The sequence below is a fragment of the Curvibacter delicatus NBRC 14919 genome, from assembly GCF_001592265.1.
Lineage (GTDB): Bacteria > Pseudomonadota > Gammaproteobacteria > Burkholderiales > Burkholderiaceae_C > Hylemonella > Hylemonella delicata.
In genome coordinates, this window is sequence record NZ_BCWP01000016.1 from 13,109 (window position 1) to 32,876 (window position 19,768).

25 protein-coding genes are annotated in these 19,768 nt (G+C 64.4%); 13 read left to right on the forward strand and 12 right to left on the reverse strand.

The window, feature by feature from the left end:
* Nucleotides 1-81: 81 nt before the first annotated feature.
* The 4 genes from CDE01S_RS09225 to CDE01S_RS09240 all read left to right on the forward strand — a co-directional run bounded on the left by CDE01S_RS09225 (nt 82) and on the right by CDE01S_RS09240 (nt 3,566).
* A complete protein-coding gene (locus CDE01S_RS09225) occupies nt 82-1,500 on the forward strand; it encodes a coniferyl aldehyde dehydrogenase (RefSeq protein ID WP_066706294.1) in 1,419 nt (472 codons plus the stop codon).
* Nucleotides 1,501-1,567: 67 nt separating this feature from the next.
* Nucleotides 1,568-2,143 (forward strand): chromate transporter, encoded by a 576-nt coding sequence (locus CDE01S_RS09230; RefSeq protein ID WP_066706297.1) that lies wholly within the window; start codon nt 1,568-1,570, stop codon nt 2,141-2,143.
* Complete coding sequence (locus CDE01S_RS09235; protein ID WP_066706299.1) at nt 2,140-2,718, forward strand: chromate transporter; 579 nt, start codon at nt 2,140-2,142, stop codon at nt 2,716-2,718. The genes CDE01S_RS09230 and CDE01S_RS09235 overlap by 4 nt, the downstream gene beginning before the upstream one ends.
* Before the next feature lie 14 nt (nt 2,719-2,732).
* Complete coding sequence (locus CDE01S_RS09240) at nt 2,733-3,566, forward strand: Rossmann-like and DUF2520 domain-containing protein (protein WP_066706302.1); 834 nt, start codon at nt 2,733-2,735, stop codon at nt 3,564-3,566.
* A 28-nt stretch (nt 3,567-3,594) separates the two neighbouring features.
* Here CDE01S_RS09240 and CDE01S_RS09245 read toward each other — a convergent pair whose 3' ends face one another.
* The 5 genes from CDE01S_RS09245 to CDE01S_RS09265 form a co-directional block, all read right to left on the reverse strand.
* A complete protein-coding gene (locus CDE01S_RS09245; RefSeq protein ID WP_066706305.1) occupies nt 3,595-4,044 on the reverse strand; it encodes a DUF2721 domain-containing protein in 450 nt (149 codons plus the stop codon).
* Between the two features lie 9 nt (nt 4,045-4,053).
* A complete protein-coding gene (locus CDE01S_RS09250; RefSeq protein WP_066706308.1) occupies nt 4,054-4,263 on the reverse strand; it encodes a DUF3820 family protein in 210 nt (69 codons plus the stop codon).
* Nucleotide 4,264: 1 nt separating this feature from the next.
* The gene (locus tag CDE01S_RS09255) at nt 4,265-4,627 is read right to left on the reverse strand and encodes a translation initiation factor Sui1 (protein ID WP_066706311.1); all 363 of its coding nucleotides are present in this window, start codon (nt 4,625-4,627) and stop codon (nt 4,265-4,267) included.
* 4 nt (nt 4,628-4,631) lie between these two features.
* On the reverse strand, nt 4,632-4,886 hold the full coding sequence (locus tag CDE01S_RS09260; protein ID WP_066706314.1) for a hypothetical protein: 255 nt from the start codon (nt 4,884-4,886) through the stop codon (nt 4,632-4,634).
* A 63-nt stretch (nt 4,887-4,949) separates the two neighbouring features.
* Nucleotides 4,950-5,225, reverse strand: a complete 276-nt coding sequence (locus CDE01S_RS09265) for a hypothetical protein (protein ID WP_157077091.1) — start codon at nt 5,223-5,225, stop codon at nt 4,950-4,952.
* A 303-nt stretch (nt 5,226-5,528) separates the two neighbouring features.
* Here CDE01S_RS09265 and CDE01S_RS09270 point away from each other — a divergent pair, with 303 nt between their 5' ends.
* The 3 genes from CDE01S_RS09270 to CDE01S_RS09280 are packed head-to-tail and all read left to right on the forward strand — an operon-like array spanning nt 5,529 to nt 8,600.
* A complete protein-coding gene (locus CDE01S_RS09270; RefSeq protein ID WP_066706318.1) occupies nt 5,529-7,496 on the forward strand; it encodes an HD domain-containing phosphohydrolase in 1,968 nt (655 codons plus the stop codon).
* Between the two features lie 44 nt (nt 7,497-7,540).
* A complete protein-coding gene (locus tag CDE01S_RS09275) occupies nt 7,541-7,999 on the forward strand; it encodes a nucleoside deaminase (protein ID WP_066706322.1) in 459 nt (152 codons plus the stop codon).
* A 4-nt stretch (nt 8,000-8,003) separates the two neighbouring features.
* Nucleotides 8,004-8,600, forward strand: coding sequence for a 3'-5' exonuclease (locus tag CDE01S_RS09280; RefSeq protein ID WP_066706325.1), 597 nt, complete (start codon nt 8,004-8,006; stop codon nt 8,598-8,600).
* Nucleotides 8,601-8,607: 7 nt separating this feature from the next.
* Here CDE01S_RS09280 and CDE01S_RS09285 read toward each other — a convergent pair whose 3' ends face one another.
* On the reverse strand, nt 8,608-8,910 hold the full coding sequence (locus tag CDE01S_RS09285; RefSeq protein ID WP_066706327.1) for a hypothetical protein: 303 nt from the start codon (nt 8,908-8,910) through the stop codon (nt 8,608-8,610).
* 140 nt (nt 8,911-9,050) lie between these two features.
* Here CDE01S_RS09285 and CDE01S_RS09290 point away from each other — a divergent pair, with 140 nt between their 5' ends.
* From CDE01S_RS09290 to CDE01S_RS09300, 3 genes are read left to right on the forward strand one after another with little or no spacing between them, the layout of a single operon-like run.
* On the forward strand, nt 9,051-9,245 hold the full coding sequence (locus CDE01S_RS09290; RefSeq protein ID WP_245636149.1) for a hypothetical protein: 195 nt from the start codon (nt 9,051-9,053) through the stop codon (nt 9,243-9,245).
* Between the two features lie 31 nt (nt 9,246-9,276).
* Nucleotides 9,277-9,540 carry a DUF4389 domain-containing protein gene (locus CDE01S_RS09295; RefSeq protein ID WP_066706336.1) on the forward strand — a complete coding sequence of 88 codons (264 nt, stop codon included), beginning with the start codon at nt 9,277-9,279 and terminating at the stop codon, nt 9,538-9,540.
* Between the two features lie 15 nt (nt 9,541-9,555).
* Nucleotides 9,556-10,281: a DNA alkylation repair protein gene (locus CDE01S_RS09300; RefSeq protein WP_066706337.1), complete on the forward strand. Its 726-nt coding sequence runs from the start codon at nt 9,556-9,558 to the stop codon at nt 10,279-10,281.
* Nucleotides 10,282-10,291: 10 nt separating this feature from the next.
* Here the strand turns inward: CDE01S_RS09300 and CDE01S_RS09305 are convergent, their stop codons facing one another.
* The 6 genes from CDE01S_RS09305 to CDE01S_RS09330 all read right to left on the reverse strand — a co-directional run bounded on the left by CDE01S_RS09305 (nt 10,292) and on the right by CDE01S_RS09330 (nt 16,881).
* The gene (locus tag CDE01S_RS09305) at nt 10,292-10,690 is read right to left on the reverse strand and encodes a hypothetical protein (RefSeq protein ID WP_066706339.1); all 399 of its coding nucleotides are present in this window, start codon (nt 10,688-10,690) and stop codon (nt 10,292-10,294) included.
* Nucleotides 10,691-10,852: 162 nt separating this feature from the next.
* Nucleotides 10,853-12,928, reverse strand: coding sequence for an NADPH-dependent 2,4-dienoyl-CoA reductase (locus CDE01S_RS09310; RefSeq protein WP_066706342.1), 2,076 nt, complete (start codon nt 12,926-12,928; stop codon nt 10,853-10,855).
* A gap of 80 nt (nt 12,929-13,008) precedes the next feature.
* Complete coding sequence (locus CDE01S_RS09315; protein ID WP_157077092.1) at nt 13,009-13,380, reverse strand: hypothetical protein; 372 nt, start codon at nt 13,378-13,380, stop codon at nt 13,009-13,011.
* A gap of 39 nt (nt 13,381-13,419) precedes the next feature.
* Nucleotides 13,420-13,755: a hypothetical protein gene (locus tag CDE01S_RS09320; protein ID WP_066706347.1), complete on the reverse strand. Its 336-nt coding sequence runs from the start codon at nt 13,753-13,755 to the stop codon at nt 13,420-13,422.
* Between the two features lie 115 nt (nt 13,756-13,870).
* Nucleotides 13,871-15,061 carry an aminotransferase-like domain-containing protein gene (locus CDE01S_RS09325; protein WP_066706354.1) on the reverse strand — a complete coding sequence of 397 codons (1,191 nt, stop codon included), beginning with the start codon at nt 15,059-15,061 and terminating at the stop codon, nt 13,871-13,873.
* 125 nt (nt 15,062-15,186) lie between these two features.
* Nucleotides 15,187-16,881 carry an alkaline phosphatase family protein gene (locus tag CDE01S_RS09330; protein ID WP_066706357.1) on the reverse strand — a complete coding sequence of 565 codons (1,695 nt, stop codon included), beginning with the start codon at nt 16,879-16,881 and terminating at the stop codon, nt 15,187-15,189.
* A gap of 161 nt (nt 16,882-17,042) precedes the next feature.
* On the opposite strand from CDE01S_RS09330, the gene CDE01S_RS09335 reads away from it, so the two are divergent.
* The 3 genes from CDE01S_RS09335 (at nt 17,043) to CDE01S_RS09345 (ending at nt 19,756) form a co-directional block, all read left to right on the forward strand.
* Nucleotides 17,043-17,849, forward strand: coding sequence for an HDOD domain-containing protein (locus CDE01S_RS09335; protein WP_066706359.1), 807 nt, complete (start codon nt 17,043-17,045; stop codon nt 17,847-17,849).
* 54 nt (nt 17,850-17,903) lie between these two features.
* Nucleotides 17,904-18,542, forward strand: a complete 639-nt coding sequence (gene nth / locus CDE01S_RS09340) for an endonuclease III (protein ID WP_066706362.1) — start codon at nt 17,904-17,906, stop codon at nt 18,540-18,542.
* Between the two features lie 77 nt (nt 18,543-18,619).
* Entirely contained in the window at nt 18,620-19,756 is a 1,137-nt protein-coding gene (locus CDE01S_RS09345; RefSeq protein ID WP_084382826.1) for a GGDEF domain-containing protein, read from the forward strand.
* The last annotated feature ends 12 nt before the right edge of the window (nt 19,757-19,768 follow it).

Consider the following 19,768-nt stretch of genomic DNA (forward strand, 5'->3'; position numbering starts at 1 on the left):
CGGCCTGGGGCTTCTCGGTGCACATCGGCTGCATGCCACCTAGAATCGAATCGCCCCAGCCCATTCCAGGAACGCCATCCCATGTCAGACCAACCCCGTGCCGAGCTTGTCACCCTGTTCCAGGCGCAGCAGGCCGCCTTTGCGCGCGACCGCCTTCCCAGCCTGGCCGTCCGGCTGGATCGCCTGGACCGGCTGCAGCGCCTGCTGACGCAGAACGAAGAGCGCATCGCCACGGCGATCTCGACCGACTTCGGCAACCGCTCGCGGCACGAAACCGCGATTGCGGAAGTGTTCATCGTGCTGGGGGGAATTGCCCACACGCGCAAGCACCTCAAGCGCTGGATGGCCACCCGCCGTGTCGCCACCTCGTTCCATTCACTGCCGGGTTCGAGCTGGATCACGCCGCAACCGCTGGGGGTGGTCGGCATCGTCAGCCCCTGGAACTACCCGCTGCAACTGGCCCTGGCACCTGCCGTCGAGGCTCTGGCTGCCGGCAACCGGGTTCTGATCAAACCCAGCGAACTCACACCCCACTTCTCCGAACTGCTGGCCCAGCTGATCCAGCAGCACTTTGCTGCCGACGAGTGCGCCGTTGTCACCGGCGATGCCGACCTGGCCCGCGAATTCGTGCGTCTGCCCTTTGACCATCTGTTCTTCACCGGCTCCACCGCGGTCGGCCGCCAGGTCGGCATGGCCGCGGCAGCCAACCTGACGCCGGTCACGCTGGAGTTGGGCGGCAAGTCACCGGTGATCATCGATCCCGACTGCGACCTGGAGGATGCCGCCCGCAAGATCGCCGCCGGCAAACTGCTCAATGCCGGCCAGACCTGCATCGCCCCTGACTATGCCCTGGTCCCGGCCGACCGGCTCGATGCCTTCGCACAGGCCCTGGTACGTGCCGCGCGCCGGCTCTACCCCACCCTGGCCGACAACAAGGACTACACCAGCATCATCAACCCACGTCACCAGGCCCGCCTGCAGGGTCTGGTCGACGACGCACAGGCCCGCGGTGCCCGCATCCTGCCCACCCATGAAACCGAAGAAGGGCAGGCAAGCACTCGCAAAATGACGCCGGTGCTGCTGCTCGACGTGAACGATGAGATGAGCGTGATGCAGGAGGAAATCTTTGGCCCGGTCCTGCCGCTGCGTCCCTATCTGAACCTGGAGGAAGCCATCGGCTACGTTAATGCGCACCCGCGCCCGCTGGCCCTGTACTGGTTCGGCCGCAACACCGCGCACCGCGACCAGGTGCTGCGCGAAACCATCTCGGGCGGCGTCACCCTGAACGACACCCTCTACCACGTGGCGCAGGAAAACCTGCCCTTCGGCGGCGTGGGGCCCAGCGGCAGCGGTGCCTACCACGGTGAAACCGGCTTCCACCTCTTCTCCAAGAACAGGCCGGTGTTCGCACAATCGCGGTTCTCGGGCGCCCGGCTGTTGCAACCACCCTATGGCAAGTTGGCCGACCGCATGATCCGCCTCTTGAGAAAACTGGTTTGAGCAGAAGCCTTCCCGCTGCTGGCTGCGTTTTGCTGCAGCCAGGCAGACGCCCCCTGATAATCACCTCATGCAACACCCTCCGGCAGCGCCACGAACGCAACCCCAGTCCCTGAGCGACCTGTTTGTCTCCTTCTCCGTGCTGGCCCTGCAGGGCTTTGGCGGTGTGCTGGCCGTGGCACAGCGCGAACTGGTGGAGCGCAAGCGCTGGATGACGAACGAGGAGTTCGTCGAAGAATGGGCCGTGGCCCAGATCATGCCCGGCCCCAATGTGATCAATCTGTGCATCATGATCGGCGGGCGCTACTTCGGCCTGCGCGGTGCCCTGGCTGCCCTGTCCGGCATGCTGCTGGCACCAATGCTCATTGTGTTGCTGCTGGCGCTCGTTTATGCCCAATACGCCAGCCATCCCGGTGTGGTCGGCGCGCTGCGCGGCATGGGCGCTGTGGCTGCCGGCCTGATTGTGGCCACCGGGCTCAAGCTGTTGCCGGCACTGCGCAAGAACGCGCTGGGCCTGGGTACCTGCCTGACGCTGTGTGTGCTGTGTTTTGTGGCGATTGCCATCCTGCGCTGGCCGCTGGCCTATGTGCTGCTCGGGCTCGGCTCCATCGCCTGCGTCCTCACGTACCGCAGGCTGGCACCATGAGCGAAGTCCTGCACCTGGCCTGGGCCGACTGGTTCCAGCTCTTCTTCCACTTCCTTTCACTCTCCCTGCTGGCCGTGGGCGGCGCCATCACCACCGCACCGGACATGCATCGTTTTCTGGTGGACCAGCAAGGCTGGTTGAGCGACAGCCAGTTCAACGCCTCCATCGCCATTGCCCAGGCCGCCCCCGGCCCCAACGTGCTGTTCGTCGCGCTGATGGGCTGGAACGTCGGTCTCAATGCAGGAGGCCTACTGCCGGCCTTGTTTGGCGTCCTGGTGTCGATGCTGGGCATCATGCTGCCCAGCTCTTCCCTGACCTACTTCGCTTCGCGCTGGAGCCATGCCAACCGCGAGCTGCGCTCCGTCCGTGCGTTCAAACAAGGCATGGCCCCGATCGTGATCGCGCTGCTGATTGCCACCGGCTGGATCCTGGCCAGCGCGCACGGCGAGCCGGCCCGGGACTGGCCGCTGTGGCTGACCACCGTCGTCACGGCCCTCATCGTCTGGCGCACGCGGCTGCACCTGCTGTGGTTGCTGGCAGCCGGCGCCCTGCTGGGCTGGTTCGGACTGGTTTAGGGCCTGTTCACACCATGCGCACGCTTAACCTGGTGGGTTGCGGCAGGGTCGGCAAGACCCTGGGGCACCTGTGGCACCGGCACCAGACGCTGTTGATTCAGGATGTCCTGACCACCGCGCCCGCAACCGCTCAGTCTGCCGTGGAGTTCATCGGTGCAGGCCGTGCCGTCAACTCACTGGCGCAGATGCGCGCCGCCGACTTCTGGCTGATCGCCGTGCCGGACCGGCAGATCGACGAGACCGCCCGTGCCATGGCACAGGCCTTCGCCGGCGTGCGGCCGGCCACGGCATTTCACGCCAGCGGCGCGCTCGGGGCCGCTGTGCTGGCCCCTCTGCGCGAACGCGGCTGGCACGTCGCCAGTGCCCATTGCATCCTGAGCTTTGCCACACCGGCCACGGCCGTGCAGCAAATTGCCGGCACGCCTTGCGGACTCGAAGGCGATGCAGCGGCCCTGCATGAACTGCGGCCGCTCTTTGCCGCTGTGGGGGCTGAATGCTTTGCGCTGGAGGCCGACAAGAAAGTGCTGTACCACGCGGCCGCCGTGTTCGGCACCAATTTCCTGCCGGTGCTGCAGGCCCTGGCGGAAGACCTGTGGCGCGACAGCGGCGTGCCGCCCGAGCTGCTGCCCCGGCTACGCACCTCGCTGCTGCGCAACGCGGTGGACAACGTGCTGGCCCTCGGTCCGGCGGGCGCCCTCACCGGCCCTGCCGCGCGAGGTGACACTGCCTTGGTACAACGCCAGGGGTTGGCTGTGAGCGCATGGAACCCCACAGCGGGTGAGGCCTACCGGGCCTTGAGCGAACTGGCCCAGCGTCTGGCTCGCGAAGGCCGGCTGCGTCAGGATTGAGCCGAAGGGCGTGCCGACCGCGCGGCGCTCACGCCTTGGGCCGGCCGAAATTGAGAATTCGCGTGGCCATCCAGGTTTCCGCCAGGAAACAGGAGAGCGCCAGCATGAAACAGAACACGCCAAACAGGAAACTCACAATCGCCCCGCTCTCGCCTTGAAAGGCGGTGGTCTCGCCCAGGAACAGCAGGATGATGGTCAGGCCGATCATGAAGGCGCACAGCGTGAGACAGCCGATGGTGCCGTTGGCCAGCAGGCCGCGCGTGCGCAAACGGGCCAGTTCCCAATGCGCCTCGCGAATGAATTCCGCGTCGGTGGACGACTTGAGCCGATCCTCCAGCACCCGGGCACGGTCAATGATGCGCGCCAGGCGACCGGCCACGGCGCCGATCATGCCCGACACCGCAGTCAGCAAAAACACGGGGGCCACAGCCAGCTGGATGCCGTGGATCACGGTACTGGGATCAACAAAAAGACTCATAAGCGGATTCTATTTGCGCAACGGCGCAAGCAAGGACGACAGGCCATTGTGGTCAATCTCGTGCATCAACGCCAGCAGGCGGCCGATATCGCCCGGCGGAAACCCTTCACGCGCAAACCAGTTGAGGTAGTTGCCCGGCAGGTCGGCAATCAGGTGGCCTTTGTACTTGCCATAGGGCATCTGCGTCGTCACCAGACGTTGCAGCTGATGAACGTCCATCTCAGCCACCCGCCCGCTTGACCGTCCAGCCCTGGGCTTGCAGCGCAGCCACCACCTTGTCGCAGTGGTCGCCCTGCACTTCAATCACACCGTCCTTCACCGTGCCGCCGGAACCGCAGGCCGCCTTGAGCTTCTTGCCCAATTCGGTGAGCGCTGCTGCATCCAGCGCCACCCCGGTGACCACTGTCACCGCCTTGCCACCACGGCCCTTGGTCTGACGCGAAACACGCACAATGCCATCCCCCGCCGGAACAGGCTTCTTGAGATGGCACACACACTGGGCCACCGGCTGGCGGCATGCCGGGCACATGCGCCCGCTGTCGGTGGAGTAAACCAGGCCACCGGTACTGCGATGCTGCTTCATCGGCTCAGTCCGGCACGAACTTGGCATTGAAGGTGGCCACGTCGGCTTCGTTCTCGAAGGTCACCAGCTGTCCCTGTTTCATGTCGCTCAGGCGGCAGGCGGCAAACAGGCTGTACCGGCCCTTGAGGTGCATGCTAGGCAGGTCGATCAAGGCATAGGGGTACGGAACGAAGACTTCGTGCTCGAACACCACGCGATGCACGTTGCGTGGCGAGGGGAACAGCTTGTAGGTGTCGGTGGTGATCGCTAGTGAAGACATCGGATTTCATGCGCCGGCACATGCGCTGGCAGAAGGCAGGAAACCCAGATTGGAGCACGATTTTTATCGCCTTGCGGCTGGCGCCTCCCACTGTGTCGTGAACCGCGCCATGACCACCGATTCATCAACCTCACTTGCATGCCCCATCGCGGGCAACGCGACATGGATTTCCTCGATCTTCAGTCGTACCAGATGTAAAAGTTCGTTCAGTTCGCGCGCATCCTTGTGCGCTGCTCCATGCGACGTGTTGGCAAAAACTTGCCCCATTTTCTGAACCGTGACGAAGAGCTCATACAGCTCCCGGATGGTTTCATGTCGATCCGTCTGGTACCCGTGCATGGCATCACCTCCGCTGATGAAGCCGCGTGCCGCCCCGGAGCTGTAACAGCTACATCTCCTCGCCAACATGCACTGCCATCTCTGATGGACTTTCGCAGTGCAACACGCGCTGACCTGCCATGGTAGGCCCATCAAAACCAATTACCATCCCCCAAATGGGGGGCTCGCTCGAACGCTTTGGGGTGTGTTCCAGGTGCTATAAGACTTCCTTGATCGTCGCTCTTATCCCAGGAGGACGACTTTTGCGGCGTCATGCGCGTCACGCGCGCATCCTGTTGCACAGATTCAGGAGAGGGGGGTGCGATGCAACTTACAGAAATCGTCCTGCATTCAACCAGCATCATTGTTGTTGTCATCGCAGCCATATTGGCACTGCAGCTCATCCGCCTGTCCGGCAAGACAAATACCTGGATCTACCTCTCTGTCGGCATTCTCTTGCTGGCAATTGCCAGCTTCGAGCAGTACCTTGAACACACCGGCATTTCGGCCGGACTTTTCACCAACCATGTCTTCATCGACGCCCTGCGTTTAGGCACATCGGTCCTCATGCTGGTCGCCGTCATCTCCGGCATCTCCATTTTTCGTGAACGCAAGATGGGGCTGGAGCTGATCGACAAGCAGATACAACGGCTGCAGCACGCCCCACCAGAGTCAGAGATCGGAATGACCGACAGTGAACGGGCCACCCGCCAAGCGCTGATCCGCTCGGGGAGAAGCGGGGTTTCCGTGGTCACTGCATTGCAGTATCTGCGGGACGAGGAACAACGGATCACCCAGATGCTGAAAGACTGGCAGGCGACCTTTGACGCCATCACCATCCCTGTCTTTGTCTACGACCGCTCCTACCGCCTGATCCGCGCCAACCGCGCCTACCTCGAGCGTGCAGGCGCGACCATGCAAGACATCATTGGCAAGCCTTACTTTGACGTCTTTCCCAAATCAGGCAGCCCAATCATCGACCCGCCCCAGAACGCAGGACGAGGAATTTCGGGCAGTGACATCCGCCTGGCCACGGGTGAAATCTTTACCTCCAGGAATTACCCCATCTACAGCGAAAACGATGAATACCGCTACACCCTGCACACGCTTGAGGAAGTGACGGTGGTCAAGCAAGCCGAGAAGTCGATCAGAAGAATCCGGCTGTCGCTCCAGGTCGTTGCCAACTGCATCCGCGCCATGCTCAGAGAAAGCGATGAAGCACAAATGCTGCACACCATCTGCAAGATGGCTGTCAACAGCGGTTTGTACCGCACGGCCTGGATCGGCCGTGCGGAGCAGGATGAAAAGAAAACACTGAGCCTGCTGGCCTCCCATGGGCATGCGCAAGACCCCAGTCAACTGCCAGATTCAACCTGGGGCGACACCGAAGACAGCCGCACGCCCATGGGCGTGGCCATCAGCACCGGCAAGACCAGTGTCGTGCAGGATCTGGCACATGATCCGAAATTCAGTGCCTTCCGCCGCTTCGCGGTCAAAAACCACCTGGCCTCTGCCGTCAGCCTGCCGCTCTACCAAGGCGACACGATTTGGGGCGGCATCACCTTCTATTCCGACGAACCGTCTGCCTTTTCAGAGGAAGAGATCGACGCCCTCGAAATCTTGGGCGCGAGTGTGGCCTTCGGCATCACGGCACTCCACAGCGGGCCGGCCAACCAAACCGGCTTGCTGCCCACCACGCAGGGCGTCGGCAAATCAACAGCCTCGCTTGAAAAAATCATTGTGGCGCTGGAGGCCGTCATCGAAGCGCGCAGTCATTACGGCACGTCGAATCAGCGTTATGTCGGCGAGATCGGAATGGCCATCGCCATGGAAATGGGACTCACGCATGAACAGGCCTACGGCATACGCCTTGCCGGCATCGTGCACGACATCGGAGAAATCAATGTCCCGGAAGAAATTCTTTGCAAAACCGGTGAACTGACACCCGACGAATATGCGCAGATCCAGAGCCATCCGCAGGCCGGCTACGACATCCTGAGCAAGCTGGACCTGCCGTGGCCGCTGGCGCAAACCGTGTTGCAACACCACGAACGGATGAATGGCTCCGGCTATCCGAATGGCCTTTCGGGCGAACAGATCCAGCTGGAAGCCAGGATCATCGCCGTCGCCGACACCCTTGTCGCCATCGCCTACCAGAGCCCGAATCATCCCCATCTGGGTATTCCAGCCGCCTTGATCGAAGTGGAAAAAGGCAAGGGAACGTTGTTCGATCCGGCCGTTGTTGACGCGGCCGTCAGACTGTTCCGCGAGAAAAATTACCAGGCGCCCTGAGCCCGCCATTCCCTGGCGTTTCTACCTATTCAGCCCCCAAACCCATGAACACAGATCCTTTCCTGCAAGCAGCCATTGACGAAGCCCGGCTCGGTCTGGCCGAAGGCGGTATCCCGATCGGCTCGGTCATCGTGCACCAAGGTCGCATCATCGGCCGCGGCCACAACCGGCGGGTGCAGCGCGGCAGTGCCATCCTGCACGGCGAGATGGATGCCTTCGAGAACGCCGGCCGCCAGCCCGCCAGCGTCTACCGCGAGTCCGTGCTCTACACCACGCTGTCGCCCTGCAGCATGTGCAGCGGCGCCATCCTGCTCTACGGCATCCCGAAAGTCATCATCGGCGAGAACCAGACCTTCCTGGGTGAAGAAGCCCTGTTGCGCTCGCGCGGCGTTCAGGTGGACGTGGTGCAGGACGCCACGTGTATTGCGCTGATGCGCGGCTTCATCGCCAGCAAACCGGAGTTATGGAACGAAGACATCGGCGTGGATAAGGCCTCACACTAAGCACATGCACCCCACTCCACCGATTCCCGACAAAGAGCAGATCGCCCTGCTGGATCCCTTCGAACGCCTTGGCCTGGATCGCATTGCGCTGATCCACTCGCCGGCACAGGCAGAAAAAGCCTGCGAGGAACTGGCCGCCAGCGCCCACTGGGGTTTTGACACCGAGTCCAAACCCACCTTTCGCAAGGACGAGGTGTCCGACGGGCCGCACATCGTGCAGCTCGCCACGCTGGACAAGGCCTGGGTGTTCCAGCTGCACGATGCCACCTGCCGCGCCATGGTGGCCGAACTGCTGGCCCTGCGCGGCGTCACGAAAGCCGGCTTCGGCCTGGGCGACGACCGCAAGCGTATCACCGCCAAACTCGGCGTCGAACCCGCCGATGTGCTGGAGCTCAACACGGTGTTCCGCCAGCAGGGTTACCGCAAGGAAATGGGCGTCAAAGGCGCTGTGGCGGTGCTGTTCAACCGCCGTTTCATCAAGTCGAAAAAGGCCACCACCTCCAACTGGGCCAACCCGCGCCTGAGCGAAGCGCAGTTGATGTACGCGGCCAACGACGCCTGGGCCGCCATCCGCGTGTTCCACGCCCTGGGCCTGGGCTGAACAAGCCCTAAATACGGATCTCGTACATCGCATCGCCCATGTAGCGGTGTGGCCCGAACACGGCCACCACCGCCGCCGTTTCGGCCGCCTGCCATTGCTCGACGATCTCACGCTCGGCATCGGTCAGCACATCGGGGGACGGTGCCTCGCCGTAGGTGGCCACAATGCGCAGGTAAGCGCTGTAGACCGGCGCCACCAGACTGGCATCGCCCAGCGACGCTTCCAGTACTTCGCGAAAGCGTTGCTCGGCTGCGCGGCGTTGCGCGTCGGAGGCACCATCGGCATCAAACAGGGTCAGGGTGTAACTCATGGAGGCGCCAAGCTTAACCGCGTTCCAGGCAGGCACCGCAGCCGCGCCTGGTTGTGTACAGTGGAGCCCTCAAGGCAAGACAGGTGAAACGTATGGCGACGCGGGCAAACGCAAAAGCAAGCGAATGGGCAGGCAAGGTGATGGCACTGCTCAAAGTGGGCAACACGGCGGCGGCCATTGCGCAGATCAAGGTGGCGCCGAGCGTGAAAGACCTCAAGCAACTGCAGAACAGCATCACCGCAGCCAAAGTCACCGGCCGCTGGCCCGACGTGGACGTGGCCATCATCGAAAACCTCGCCCTGCTCTCGGCGCCGCGCCTGCACCGCTCGCCCTGATACTTTGCGCCAGCACCCAAGGGAGAACCGCATGAACAACACCCCCACCACCGCCCCCCAACGCAACATCTGGCTGCGTGCCGTGCTGATGCTCCTGATGGGTATCGGCTTTCAGCTGGCTGCCACCTTGCTGGGTGTGCTGGCCGTCGTGCAGTTCGTGCTGGCATTGATCCATGCGCCCAACACGCGCTTGAGCCAATTCGGCCGCAGCCTGGGGCAGTACCTGCGCCAGATTGCCGACTTCGTGAGCTTCACAACGGAAGAAGTGCCGTTCCCGTTCAGCGACTGGCCATGAGCGCCTGAGGGCACCATGCCGGCCGCTGACAACCCTCGCCTGGCAGCAGCCCTCGCCCTGCTGCAGGAAAACGCCCGCCCCGAGGCACTGGAAGGCCTGGCCCGCTTCGGCATCACCGGCGACCAGCGCCTGGGCCTGTCCATGCCCGTCATCCGCCGCATCGCCCGCACCTTGGGGCACGACCAAACCCTGGCACAAGCCCTGTGGGATACCGGCATTCCCGAGGCCCGCATCGTCGCCGGCCTAGTGGCCGAACCGGCTCAACTGAGCTCGCGCCAGATGGACGCCTGGGCCCAAGGCTTTGCCTCCTGGGATGTGTGCGACCAGGTCTGCGGCAGCGCCTTCCTGGCTTCGCCGCTGGCCTGGCGTAAAGTGCGGGCCTGGGCCAGCCACCGCGACGAGTTCGTGCGCCGCGCCGCCTTCGCCCTGCTGGCCACACTGGCGGTGCATGACAAACAGGCCAGCGATGAAGACTTTGCAGCCGTCCTGCCCTTGATCGAGGCCGCCGCCAGCGATGAGCGCAACTTCGTGAAAAAAGCGGTGAACTGGGCGCTGCGCAACATCGGCAAACGCAACCCGGTACTCAACGTGGCGGCCATCGCCACAGCGCGCCGCATTCAGCAACAAGGTTCACGCCCGGCGCGCTGGATTGCCAGCGATGCCCTGCGCGAGCTGCAAGGCGAGGCCGTTCAGACTCGGCTGAAGACCCAGAAACCTCCCGCGACGCGCGGGCGCCATTGATCGGCGGGCCTCAGGCCGCTTGAGCGCGACGACGCAGCAACCAGGCCACGCCCACCAGTAATGCCAGCCACACCCCGGTGCGTAGCGCCATGGCCAGAACGCTCTGCTCGGCCACACCCTGCCCCGCCTGCAACAGGAAGCCGGCACACGCCAGCACCAGCAAATTGAGGCAAGCAATCGTCAGACTGGCAGGCAGGGCGCGCGGCAGATGGCGCCAGATCAGGACTGCCGTGGCCACGTACGCCAGGCCCATGCCCGTGTTGTAGAGCAGCAGCGGCCGGAAAACCACATAACCGGGATCGGCCCCGCCCAGCACCCGCCCACCAGAAAACAGCGTGGCTGCGCCGAACAGAAGGGCCACAAGGGCCAGGATGAACTGCAGGGACTTCTGCGGACGAAAGGAAAACATGGCTGGCGGTCTGTTGAACGGAGACGGCGCCGAGTATCCATGTCCACAGGGTCGGCGGCACTGATATTTCTCAAACGTGGTGCACGTCAACCAAGACCGTTTGCCGCCGATGCACGACCAAGCGCCTGGAAACCGCTGCTGGCCCGTGACTGGTGACAAGCCCTACAACCGCGCCGCCAGCCGCGCCGCCTGGTCGATGGCGCGCTTGGCATCCAGCTCACCGGCCTCCAGTGCGCCGCCCACCAGATGCACGGTTTTGCCCTGGGCCTGCAACTCATCCGCCAGCGTGCGCAGCGGCAACTGGCCGGCGCACAGCACCACGGTGTCGCACGGTAGCCAGGTCGGGTTCTCGCGCTCCTGGCCGTAGCTGATCAGCAAGCCTTCGTCGTCAATGCGTTCGTAGTTCACGCCGCCGATCATCTTTACCTGCTTCATCTTCAGCGCGGCGCGGTGGATCCAGCCCGTGGTCTTGCCCAGGCCGTCGCCCAGCTTGCCGGCCTTGCGCTGCAGCAAGGTCACCTGGCGTGCCGGCGGGCTCACCTGTGGACCTTCCGGGCGCAAGCCGCCGCGGGCCTGGGCCGGGTCGGTCACGCCCCACTCGGCCTGCCAGGCCGTCAGGTCGAGTGTGGTGGAGTGGCCGTCGGCTACCAGGAACTCCGCCACATCAAAGCCAATGCCACCGGCACCGATGATGGCCACGCGCTGGCCCACCGACTTTTTATGCTTGAGCACGTCGATGTAGCTCAGCACCTTGGTGTGCTCCTGGCCCGGGATCTTGGGGTCGCGCGGCGTCACGCCGGTGGCCACCACCACCTCGTCAAAACCCGCCAACTCCTGCGCCTGCACGGCCTGGTTCAGGTGCAGCTGCACGCCCGTGGTCTCCACCCGCCGCGCCAGGTAGCGCAGCATCTCGTGGAACTCTTCCTTGCCCGGCACCACCTTGGCCATGTTGAGCTGACCGCCGATCTCGGGCGCTGCGTCAAACAGGTGCACCTCATGGCCGCGCTCGGCCGCCACCGTGGCGGTGGTCAGGCCGGCCGGGCCGGCACCCACCACGGCAATGCGTTTGCGCTGCGTCACCGGGCGGTACACCAGTTCGGTCTCGTGGCAGGCGCGTGGGTTCACCAGGCAGCTGGCCAGCTGGCTCTTGAAAATGTGGTCCAGGCAGGCCTGGTTGCAGGCAATGCAGGTGTTGATGTCGGCAGCGCGGCCCTGCGCCGCCTTCTTCACAAACGCCGCGTCAGCCAGCAGCGGGCGCGCCATTGACACCATGTCGGCACAGCCCTCGGCCAACACCGCTTCCGCCACCTCGGGCGTGTTGATGCGGTTCGACGTCACCAGCGGCGTGTTGATGCCAGCGGCTGCAAACTCGGCCTTCATCTTCTTCGTCACCCAGGCAAAGGCCGCGCGCGGCACGCTGGTGGCAATGGTCGGCACCCGGGCCTCATGCCAGCCGATGCCGGTGTTGACGATGCTGGCACCGCCCTGCGCCACCGCCTTGCCCAGCGTCACGATCTCGTCCCATGCGCTGCCACCGGGCACCAGGTCGATCATGGAGAGGCGGTAGATCAGGATGAAGTCCGACCCCACCGCCTCGCGCGTGCGCGCCAGGATTTCGATGGGCAGGCGCATGCGGTGGCTGTAGTCACCACCCCATCCGTCGTCGCGCTGGTTGGTGTGTGCGGCGAGGAATTGGTTGATGAAGTAGCCCTCGGAGCCCATGATCTCCGCCCCGTCGTAGCCGGCCTCGCGTGCCTTCACGGCGCAGTTGACGAAAGCGCGGATCTGCCGTTCCACGCCGCGCGCCGACAGCTCGAACGGCTTGAACGGCGAGATGGGCGACTTGATGCCAGAGGGCGCTACCGCCAGCGGGTGGTAGGCATAACGCCCGGTGTGCAGGATCTGCAGCGCAATCTTGCCGCCGGCCTCGTGCACCGCGCGCGTGACCACCTGATGCCGGCGCGCCGCGCCCGAAGTGGCCAGCGTGCCGGCAAAGGGCTTGGCCCAGCCGGCGATGTTGGGGGCAAAACCACCGGTGACGATCAGGCCCACGTCGCCCTCGGCGCGTTCACGGCAATAGGCCGCCAGCTTGCTCAGGTCGCGCCCGTCTTCCAGCCCGGTGTGCATGGAGCCCATCAGCACACGGTTCTTGAGCTGGATGAAACCCAGGTCCAGCGGGGCCAGTAGGTGCGGATACAGCGCTTGGCCGGGCTGCGGCGGGGTCAGGGTAGAAGACATGGGTTGCTTGCTTGAGATGATCAACGTTGCCGGATCATAGGCGCAGCAACAGCAAACAAGCCCGGCGCGAAACGCCCCGCTCAGTCGCGCGTCAGCTTCAACTCGATGCCGTTGCGGAAGGCAGAGACCTGCTTGTCATCCCCCAGCACCAGCTTGAGCCTGAAGTCTTCGCAGAAATCAACTACCGAGGTCAGCGCGACCTTGAACACCATGGCCTTGTCGCTTTTTTCCACGACGGTCATGGGTGCAGTCGCCTTGGCACAGGCATCGGACTTCGGCCCTGCGGGGTAGTTCTTCCAGGTGCCGCCGGTGTCGGTGATTTCGAACGTTGAGCTTTTCACCAGCAACTTGGGTTGCGGGCCAATGCTCCATTTCCCAAGGAAGGGGTTGGCTTCCTGCGCGTGCGCAGTCAGCAGGAAGAACGACAGGCCAAGCATCAGAAACGATCGCAAGATAGGTCTCCTTCAGTGAATACCAACGACCAGTGAAGGTCAGAGCTTCGCATACTCCAGCACTTCCTGCCCCATCAGCGTGCAACTGCCGCCCATGGGCGCGTAGATCAGCCGCATGCGGTAACGCGCCTTGTAGATGTAACCCCAGACCTCCAGCACCTGGAAGCGCTGCTGCTCATTGGCGGGGTTCCTGAGCGAAGGCAGCTCTTTCACAGCCTTGTCGATCTCGATGCGGTCGTCACCGTCGGCATGGAAGCTGAGGAGCTTGCGCGCCTGCTCGATGGCGGGGGCGGCGCAGTCGGGGGATTTGGCGAAGGTGATCCCTGCAAAGGCTAGCAGGACACAGGCGACGAATGTGCGACTTGTTTTCTTCATTGTTGGCTATTACCAAAACATCTCAACCCATCGGGTTTGTCGAGCCTTAAATGGCCCCCGCGCCAGGCTAGAACGCCCTGACGCGAAGTCAATTTAGCGATGCACAAATTGCCTGTTAAATCGCCCGCCCCAAGCGCCTCACCCCCTCCTCAATCTTCGCCACATCCGCGGTGGCAAACGAGAGGCGCAGCGTGGCGTGATCCGGGTTGCTGGCGAAGAATGGCGCGCCGGGCACAAAGGCCACGCCCTTGTCGATGGCGCGTTTGGCCAGCTCGCCGGCATCCTTCAACTTGCCGTTGGCACCCGTGAGGCGGGCCCAGAAGAACAGGCCGCCGCCGGGTTGGGTGAATTCGATGGCCTCGCCGAGTTCGCGCTTCAAGCTCTCGCCCATCACGCGGGCGCGCTCGGCATACACCTCACGCACATGGGCCAGGGTGGCGGGCATGCGGCCGGCTTTCAGGTACTGGGCGGCGGTGGCCTGGGCGAAGGTGCTGGTGTGGGCGTCGCTGAACTGCTTGCACATGGTGGCGCGGGCCAGCAGGTCTTGCGGGGCGATCATCCAGCCCAGGCGCAGGCCGGGGCTGAGCACCTTGCTCAAGGAACCGCAATGCACCAGCCAGTCGCGGCTGCCGGGTACTTGCGTGCTCAGAGCCAGCAGACTGGGCGGCGGGGCTTCGCCGAAGTAGAGGTCGCCATAGGGATCGTCCTCGATCACCACCGTCTGCGTGCGCACCGCCATCTCCAGCACCTGCTTGCGGCGCGCCAGGCTGAGCGTGGCGCCGCTGGGGTTGCCGAAGGTGGGAATCAGGTAGATGAACTTGGGCTTGTGCTCGGCCACCAGCTGTTCGAGTTCGTCGGCCTTGACGCCATGCGCGTCGATGGGCGCGGCAATCACCTGCGCGCCATAGAGGCGGAAGCACTGGATGGTGGCGAGGAAGGTGGGGCCTTCGACAATGACCTTGTCGCCGGGGTTGATGAGGGTCTTGCCAATGAGGTCCAGCGCCTGCTGGCTGCCGGTGGTGACGATCAAGCCTTCGGGCTTGACGTCCTGGGCGCCCTTGCTGGCCATGAAGGCGGCCAGCTGCTGGCGCAGCGGGTCGTAGCCTTCGGTGGCGCCGTATTGCAGCGCGCCGCCGGGCTCTTCGCTCAGCGCCTTCTCGGTGGCTTCGCGGATGCCGGCCACGTCGAACATGGCGCTGTCGGGGAAACCACCGGCAAAGGAGATGATGCCGGGCTTGCCCAGCAGCTTGAAGAGTTCGCGGATGGCGGAGGTTTCAACGTTGTTCAGGCGGTCGGCGAATTGCATGGTTTTCTTCAATTACGAAACAAAGGTCTGGCACCAATGGTAGCCAATGCCGGCAGGCAGCACAGACGCTATCAATTCAATAGCTGCCCGCACATATTCAACAAGGCACAGTGGCCAATTTGGCCTTAATTCGGCAGCGGCAGCGGTTGGCCTTCGGCTGTTGCCGGTGCGGCCACCCCCAGCCAGCGGGCCACGGTGGGGGCGATGTCCACCACACCCACGCGGCTGTCCACGCGGCCGGGTTTCACCCAGCGCGGGCCCCAGGCCAGGATGGGCACATGGGTGTCGTATTCGTAGGGCGAGCCATGGGTGGCCGTGCCGGTGCCGAACATCCAGTACGGCTTGAGGATGTACTGCACGTCACCCGAGACCAGCGGGTGCCAGGACTTGCGCATGGGCTCGAAAAACGGCCGGCCGGGGGCACTGCCGCTCTCCAGCTCGCGGCGGGTGTAGGCAGCGGCAAAACCGGGCTCGGCCAGCAGCAGGCGGCGCGCTTCTTCGGCCAGCGCGTTGGCGTCCACCTTGGTTTGCGCCAGCAGTTGCCTGTTGAGCAGCAGCGACGAGCCGGAGTAGCTGACCCAGTTGCCGGGGCCGAAACGTTTTTCCAGGCCCTCGTTCACACGCGTCAGCACCTGGCCGCCGTTGACACGGCCGGCATCGCGCCCCTGCGCCTGGCTGTATTCCGGCGCAGGCATGAAGCCGTGGTCGGCGGTGAGCATGGCGATGTAGTTGTCGCGGCCGACGGTGGCGTCGAGGTCGGCAAAAAAGGCTTGCAACAGGCGGTCGAGCTGCAGCAGGTGGTCGTGCGACAGGCGCGACTCGGCGCTGTACTGGTGGTTCACGTAGTCGTGGCCCGACAGGCTGATGGACAGGATGTCGGGCACGTCGTCCTGGCCCAGGCCTTCGCCGGCGATGGCGGCGCGCGCGAATTCGAGCGACATGGCGTCCACAAACGGGCTGCGCAGCAGCTGGCTGTAGAAGGCCGGGCCGGGGGCGTCGTCATTGGGCGCGCCCATCAGCATGGGCAATGCGCCGCCGCGCGGGCCGTACCAGCGCTGGTTGTCGGGCAGCGAGCGGGCGTAGGCGGCCTCGTCCAGCAGCGGCTTCCACTGCGTCTTGAAATAACCGTCGGCCAGTTTGCGGCCATTGAAAGTATTGACCCAAGCCGGGTGCTGCTGCATGTAGTACGTGCTGGAGGCGAACTGGCCACTCTGCGCCATGTACATGTAGGCAGTGCCCGTCTTGCCGGCGGGCAGGATGGCGCCGCGGTCCTTGCCGGAGACGGCAATCACCTTGGCGCGCGGGTCGGCGCGCTTGAGCACGTCGCCTACGGTTTCCACCCGCAGGTTCTTGGGGCTGGTGCCGTCCAGTGGCTGGGTTTTGTGACCGATGTAGGTGGCGCTGGTGTCGCCGGTGCAGTACTCGCGCTCGCCGGTCTGGGCGTCGCGCCATTCGTTGCCGATGATGCCGTTGCGATGGGTGTAGGCACCGCTCAACACGGTGGCGTGGCCGGCACCGGTGCCGGTGAAGGCATGGCCGTAGTGGGCCTCGGAGAACCAGGCGCCGCGCTCCAGGAAGCGGGCCAGCCCGTCGGACGCCAACTGGTCGCGGTAGCCGGTGATCTGGCGCTGCGGCAGGCCGTCCACCACCAAGAACACCAGCAGCTTCGGCTTGGGTTCGGGGGCCGGGGTCGGAGTTGAGGCACAACCGGCCAGCACGGCGGACAGCAGCAGGGCCAGGGGCCAACGCAGGGAATGCGGGAGATAACGGGAGAACGCGGGTTTCATGGTGGCAAAAACAGACAGATTGACGAGGATCATCCCATGAAAACAAATGCTTTCAAAGAAAGGGTTGACGCTGCCGGAAAGTGCGGTTTTTGTAGGCCAGAATACGCACTTGCAACCGATGCCGGCCTGCCCTGCCCTTGCGCGCTGCGACGGTTGCCCTGGAAGCGCCAGCGATAGCCCCTACTGGAATCTTCATGTCCGATTTCTCCGCCTTCTTTCAGTCCGTCAAGCTGCCGGTGATGCCCGAGGTGGCGCACGCCCTCATCCGCACGCTGCACGAAGAAGACATTGTGCTGGGCGATGTGCGCAACATCGTCGCCAAGGACCCGACCCTCACCGCCAAGGTGCTGCGCGCCGCCAACAGCGCCGCCATTGGCCTGCGCCGCGAGGTTGGCACGCTGGATGCCGCCATCTCGATGATCGGCATGGCACAGGTGCGCACACTGGCGCTGACCGCCTGCATGAATGTGGCCTTCCCGGTGGCACCGGGCCTGAACCGGACCGAATTCTGGATGAACTGCATGGCCTGTGCCGGTTACGCCCAGTGGCTGGCCCCGGCCGCCGGCGTTGACTGGCAGCAAGCCTGGCTGGCCGGCATGATGGTGCGGCTGGGCGAGCTGATCATTGTGCAGACGGTGCCCGACACCCTGACCGACATCGAGCGGCAACCCCAGATTCCCGGCGACCGCTGGAAACGCGAGCAGCACGTACTGGGTTTCACCGAAGCCCAGGTCACGGCCGAACTGGCGCGGCGCTGGCGCTTTCCAGCCGGCATCGTGCAGGGGCTGGACACCGCCTCCGACCCGCTGGCGGCGGTGCCCTTCTGCCCACTGGGCGGCGTGGTGCACCTGGCCGGCTGGCTGGCCGACATGGCGTTCACCGAACCCGAGATCCTGGACGCGCTGCCGCATGCGGTGATTGCCAAGCTCGACCTCGACCTCGACTGGATGCACAAGCACATGCCGCAGCCCGACAGCTTTCTCGACATCACGTCCCTGTAAGATCGCTCGCAGGGGCGGACCATCCGGGCGCCCACGTTCTCTGTCACGCGCCTCATGAAACCGCCCGCCATTGCCGCCTTCTTTGCCACCCTCAAGGCCGCCAACCCGCAACCCGTCACCGAACTCGAATACACCTCGGTGTTCGAACTGCTCACCGCCGTGCTGCTGTCGGCCCAGGCCACCGACGTCGGTGTCAACAAGGCCACACGCAAGCTCTTTCCCGTGGCCAACACACCGCAGAAGATCCTGGCCCTCGGGCTGGACGGGCTGGAGAGCTACATCAAGACCATCGGCCTGTACCGCAGCAAGGCCAAGCACCTGATGCAGACCTGCCGCATCCTGGTGGACCAGCACGGCGGCCAGGTGCCGCGCAGCCGCGAGGCGCTTGAGGCCCTGCCCGGCGTCGGCCGCAAGACCGCCAACGTGGTGCTGAACTCGGCCTTCGGCGAGCCCACCATGGCGGTGGACACGCATATCTTCCGCGTCGGCAACCGCACCGGCCTGGCGCCGGGCAAGACACCGTACGAGGTGGAAATGCAGCTGCTGAAGCGGGTGCCGGCCGAGTACCTGATCGACGCACACCACTGGCTGATCCTGCACGGCCGCTACGTCTGCCAGGCGCGCAAGCCGCAATGCTGGCTGTGCAGCGTGGCCGCGTATTGCGACTTCACGCCTAAAACCGAAGCACCCTGAGCACTTTCCACGAACACGACGAGCGCTTGAGCCGCGGCGCAAATCGGCCACAATGAGCGCAACAGGGTGGAATAAGCATGACGACCGTTGATCCAAGAACCGTGGTTCTGTTGACCAGCATCATGACCGCGCTGATGGCGGTGGTGCTGTTCCTCCAGTGGCGCCGCTTCCCCGGTTCGATCCGCGGCTTGGGCAACTGGACCGGCGCGCCGCTGGCCCTGTGCTCCACCACCCTGCTGGGTGCCTTGCGTGGCCGCGTGCCGGACCTGCTGACCATTGCCGTTCCCAACATGCTGCTGTTCGTTGGCTTGTACCTGGCATACCTCGGCAGCCAACGCTTTCTGAACCGGCCCACAGCGGTACGGTACTGGAGCGCCTTCATCGCCCTGCTGTGCCTGCCGGTGCTGTGGTTCAGCGTGATCGAGCCTGATTTCCGGATCCGCCTGCTGGTCGTGGCGCCCCCCTTGGCCCTGCTGTTTTTGCTGCACGCCCATTTGATCTACCGCCATGCCCGCCCGGGTCTGGCCCGCCTGCTGCTGCTGACGGCGCTGATCTGCGGCGCGCTGAACCAGCTCGTGCGCATCGTTGTCATTGGGCTGCTGCCAGTGGAGCGCACCGCGTTCGACCCGAGCACGCCGCATCCGGTCTTCCTCATGGCCTATGTGCTGATCACCCTGCTGATGACGGTCAGCCTCATCCTGATGGCTGCCGAGCGGCTGCGTACCGAATCGCGCCACCTGGCGGCGCGCGACGCGCAAACTGGCGCCTATACCCAGCACCACATGAGCGAGGCCTGCCAGCAGGAACTGGCGCGCAGCCGTCGCCAGGGCCACACGCTGGCACTGCTGCTGATCGACCTTGATCACATCCAGCACATCCGCAACACCTACGGCCAACTGCGCAGCACCCAGCTGCTGGCCGACTTCGTGGCCCGTGTCAGGCCACTGCTGCGGCAGCCGGATCTGCTGGGCCGCTTTGACAGCGAGGGGTTCATGCTGCTGTTGCCGGAAACCCCGCTGGACGAAGCGCTGCGGGTGGCCGAACGCATCCGCACCCTGGTGGATCAGCCGGACGCGGTGCCGCACGGCAGCGTCAGCATTGGCGTCACCACCAACCGGCACGACAACGACACACTGGACACGCTGCTGACCCGGGCCGACAAGGCGCTGTGCCATGCCAAGGACAAGGGCCACAACCGGGTCGAGTCGGCCTGAAATTTCCGTCGC

What these genes read in the sequence shown, in the direction of transcription:
- CDE01S_RS09230 (WP_066706297.1), top strand. Translation starts at nt 1,568, where the DNA reads ATGCAACACCCTCCGGCAGCGCCACGAACGCAACCCCAGTCCCTGAGC.
- CDE01S_RS09335 (WP_066706359.1), top strand. Translation starts at nt 17,043, where the DNA reads ATGTCCGATTTCTCCGCCTTCTTTCAGTCCGTCAAGCTGCCGGTGATG.
- CDE01S_RS09345 (WP_084382826.1), top strand. Translation starts at nt 18,620, where the DNA reads ATGACGACCGTTGATCCAAGAACCGTGGTTCTGTTGACCAGCATCATG.
- CDE01S_RS09305 (WP_066706339.1), bottom strand. Translation starts at nt 10,690, where the DNA reads ATGTTTTCCTTTCGTCCGCAGAAGTCCCTGCAGTTCATCCTGGCCCTT.
- CDE01S_RS09300 (WP_066706337.1), top strand. Translation starts at nt 9,556, where the DNA reads ATGCCGGCCGCTGACAACCCTCGCCTGGCAGCAGCCCTCGCCCTGCTG.
- CDE01S_RS09280 (WP_066706325.1), top strand. Translation starts at nt 8,004, where the DNA reads ATGCACCCCACTCCACCGATTCCCGACAAAGAGCAGATCGCCCTGCTG.
- CDE01S_RS09295 (WP_066706336.1), top strand. Translation starts at nt 9,277, where the DNA reads ATGAACAACACCCCCACCACCGCCCCCCAACGCAACATCTGGCTGCGT.
- CDE01S_RS09235 (WP_066706299.1), top strand. Translation starts at nt 2,140, where the DNA reads ATGAGCGAAGTCCTGCACCTGGCCTGGGCCGACTGGTTCCAGCTCTTC.
- CDE01S_RS09325 (WP_066706354.1), bottom strand. Translation starts at nt 15,061, where the DNA reads ATGCAATTCGCCGACCGCCTGAACAACGTTGAAACCTCCGCCATCCGC.
- CDE01S_RS09245 (WP_066706305.1), bottom strand. Translation starts at nt 4,044, where the DNA reads ATGAGTCTTTTTGTTGATCCCAGTACCGTGATCCACGGCATCCAGCTG.
- CDE01S_RS09320 (WP_066706347.1), bottom strand. Translation starts at nt 13,755, where the DNA reads ATGAAGAAAACAAGTCGCACATTCGTCGCCTGTGTCCTGCTAGCCTTT.
- CDE01S_RS09240 (WP_066706302.1), top strand. Translation starts at nt 2,733, where the DNA reads ATGCGCACGCTTAACCTGGTGGGTTGCGGCAGGGTCGGCAAGACCCTG.
- CDE01S_RS09260 (WP_066706314.1), bottom strand. Translation starts at nt 4,886, where the DNA reads ATGTCTTCACTAGCGATCACCACCGACACCTACAAGCTGTTCCCCTCG.
- CDE01S_RS09265 (WP_157077091.1), bottom strand. Translation starts at nt 5,225, where the DNA reads ATGCACGGGTACCAGACGGATCGACATGAAACCATCCGGGAGCTGTAT.
- CDE01S_RS09270 (WP_066706318.1), top strand. Translation starts at nt 5,529, where the DNA reads ATGCAACTTACAGAAATCGTCCTGCATTCAACCAGCATCATTGTTGTT.
- CDE01S_RS09330 (WP_066706357.1), bottom strand. Translation starts at nt 16,881, where the DNA reads ATGATCCTCGTCAATCTGTCTGTTTTTGCCACCATGAAACCCGCGTTC.
- CDE01S_RS09275 (WP_066706322.1), top strand. Translation starts at nt 7,541, where the DNA reads ATGAACACAGATCCTTTCCTGCAAGCAGCCATTGACGAAGCCCGGCTC.
- CDE01S_RS09250 (WP_066706308.1), bottom strand. Translation starts at nt 4,263, where the DNA reads ATGGACGTTCATCAGCTGCAACGTCTGGTGACGACGCAGATGCCCTAT.
- CDE01S_RS09285 (WP_066706327.1), bottom strand. Translation starts at nt 8,910, where the DNA reads ATGAGTTACACCCTGACCCTGTTTGATGCCGATGGTGCCTCCGACGCG.
- CDE01S_RS09310 (WP_066706342.1), bottom strand. Translation starts at nt 12,928, where the DNA reads ATGTCTTCTACCCTGACCCCGCCGCAGCCCGGCCAAGCGCTGTATCCG.
- nth (WP_066706362.1), top strand. Translation starts at nt 17,904, where the DNA reads ATGAAACCGCCCGCCATTGCCGCCTTCTTTGCCACCCTCAAGGCCGCC.
- CDE01S_RS09255 (WP_066706311.1), bottom strand. Translation starts at nt 4,627, where the DNA reads ATGAAGCAGCATCGCAGTACCGGTGGCCTGGTTTACTCCACCGACAGC.
- CDE01S_RS09290 (WP_245636149.1), top strand. Translation starts at nt 9,051, where the DNA reads ATGGCACTGCTCAAAGTGGGCAACACGGCGGCGGCCATTGCGCAGATC.
- CDE01S_RS09225 (WP_066706294.1), top strand. Translation starts at nt 82, where the DNA reads ATGTCAGACCAACCCCGTGCCGAGCTTGTCACCCTGTTCCAGGCGCAG.